2 protein-coding genes and 1 pseudogene are annotated in these 2303 nt (G+C 47.9%); all 3 read right to left on the reverse strand.

The window, feature by feature from the left end; translation table 11 throughout:
- Positions 1–866 (reverse strand): F0F1 ATP synthase subunit beta (gene atpD, locus Q0L28_RS06425; RefSeq protein ID WP_296633153.1); only part of this gene is annotated, 866 nt, incomplete at its 3' end.
- A gap of 11 nt (positions 867–877) precedes the next feature.
- Complete coding sequence (locus Q0L28_RS06430) at positions 878–1774, reverse strand: F0F1 ATP synthase subunit gamma (RefSeq protein WP_296633155.1); 897 nt, start codon at positions 1772–1774, stop codon at positions 878–880.
- Positions 1775–1790: 16 nt separating this feature from the next.
- A pseudogene (locus Q0L28_RS06435) lies at positions 1791–2303 on the reverse strand (F0F1 ATP synthase subunit alpha); the annotation flags it as partial.

A 2303-nucleotide genomic window follows, 5' to 3' on the forward strand; every position in this document is an offset into this window, starting at 1 on the left:
TGCAACATACCCATTTCGTCAGCAAGTGTTGGTTGGTAACCCACAGCTGATGGCATACGTCCAAGAAGGGTTGAAACTTCAGAACCTGCTTGAGTAAAGCGGAAGATGTTGTCGATGAACAACAACACGTCCTGCTTTTGAACATCGCGGAAGTATTCAGCCATGGTTAGTGCTGAAAGCGCTACACGCAAACGAGTTCCAGGTGGTTCGTCCATCTGGCCGAACACAAGTGCAGTTTTTTCGATAACACCGGTTTCAGTCATTTCAAGGAAAAGGTCGTTACCTTCACGAGTACGTTCACCAACACCGGCGAACACAGACACACCACCGAAGTTTTCAGCTACGCGGTAAATCATTTCCTGAATCAAAACGGTTTTACCAACACCAGCACCACCGAACAAACCGATCTTTCCACCCTTTACATATGGGGTTAGAAGGTCGATAACTTTGATACCAGTTTCGAAAACTTCGGTCTTTGATTCGAGTTGATCAAATGATGGAGCTTGGCGGTGGATACCCCAGCGCTCATTGATTTCCAATGAAGATGCTGGCACGTCAAGTGGCTCGCCCAAGGTGTTCCAAACGTGACCTTTAGTTACGTTGCCAACTGGCACAGTGATTGCATCGCCGGTGTCAGTTACTGCAGCACCACGGGTCAAACCGTCTGTTGGTTGCATAGAAATCGCGCGAATCACGTTGTCACCAATGTGTTGTGCAACTTCCAAGGTCAAAGTGCGGCTCTCACCTGCAACATTGATTTCTACCTTGAGTGCGTTGTACAACGCAGGCATTGACTCGGCTGGGAACTCAACGTCAACAACGGGTCCGGTGACTCGTGATACGCGACCAGTGCTTGTAGCGGTCATTTTGTTTTCCTTTACTTCGCTGACGCCAGCGCATCTGCGCCGCCGACGATTTCAGAGATTTCTTGGGTAATTTCAGCCTGTCGAGCCTGGTTGGCCAAACGGGTAAGAGTCTTAATTAGTTCTTCTGCGTTGTCTGTTGCAGACTTCATTGCACGACGGCGAGCGGCGTGCTCGGAAGCAGCTGACAAAAGCAGTGCGTTCCAAACAACATTTGTTATGTATTGCGGAAGCAATGAATCAAGCACATCAGCTGCACCTGGTTCAAAATCGTAAAGTGGAATTGCTTCACCATGTTCTGCTTCAGTCTTCTCTTCAACTTCAAGTGGCAACAAACGCTTTGCAACTGGAGTTTGGGTAACCATGTTTTCGAATTGGGTGTAGACCAAGTGAATTTCGTCCACACCGCCTTCTTCAACTGGAGTTTGGAAAGACTTCAACAAAGACTCAGCAATCTTGCGTGCATCTTCGTATGTTGGTTGGTCTGTAAATCCGCTCCAAGAATCTGCAATCTTGCGATCTCTGAACTTGTAGAAGGAAATACCTTTACGGCCAACTAAGAATGCGAGTGGTTCAACACCTTCTTCGCGAAGGTATGAATTGACACCTTCAGCTTCGCGAATTGCATTTGAAGAATATCCGCCAGCCAAACCACGGTCTGCAGTAATCAAACAAACAGCTGCGCGATTTCGCTTTTCTGGATGAGCAGTTAGCGGATGAGCAGTTGTTGAGTTTGATGCGGCTGCAGAAACTGCTGCCACTAGTGCTTTCGTGTATGGCAAAGATGCAGCAACTCGTTGTTGCGCTTTCACAATACGTGAAGACGCAATCAACTCCATTGCCTTTGTAATCTTCTTGGTTGCCTTTACGGACTTAATTCGTCCGCGGTAAACCCGAAGCTGCGCACCCATGTCTAATACCTACCGATTACTTCTTGACCTTGGTGATTTTGGTTGGGTCAATGTCAGATTCATTTAGCGCTTCTACTGGAGCATCATTAACTAGCAAGTGACCAGCTTTTGTGGTGAAGGTCTTCTTGAAGTTTGCAATGGTGGTTTCCAAAGTTGCAACTGTTTCGTCGCTCAAAACATTTGTGCTTGCCAAATCATTGACAGCTGCAGCGACTTCACGATGTGCGTAAGCCAAGAATTCTGATTCGAATCGACGAATGTCTTCGACCGGAACATCGTCCATCTTGCCAGTGGTGCCAGCCCAAACTGAGATAACCGCATCAGCCATTGAGAACGGGCTGTACTGAGGTTGCTTCAAAAGTTCAACCAAGCGAGCACCGCGATCTAGCTGCGCTTTTGATGCAGCATCTAGGTCAGAACCGAAAGCAGCGAATGCTTCAAGTTCGCGGTATTGCGCCAAGTCCAAACGCAAACGACCAGCAACACGCTTCATTGCCTTTGTTTGAGCAGAACCACCCACGCGAGAAAC

The organism is Rhodoluna sp., from assembly GCF_024639375.1.
Classification (GTDB): domain Bacteria; phylum Actinomycetota; class Actinomycetes; order Actinomycetales; family Microbacteriaceae; genus Rhodoluna.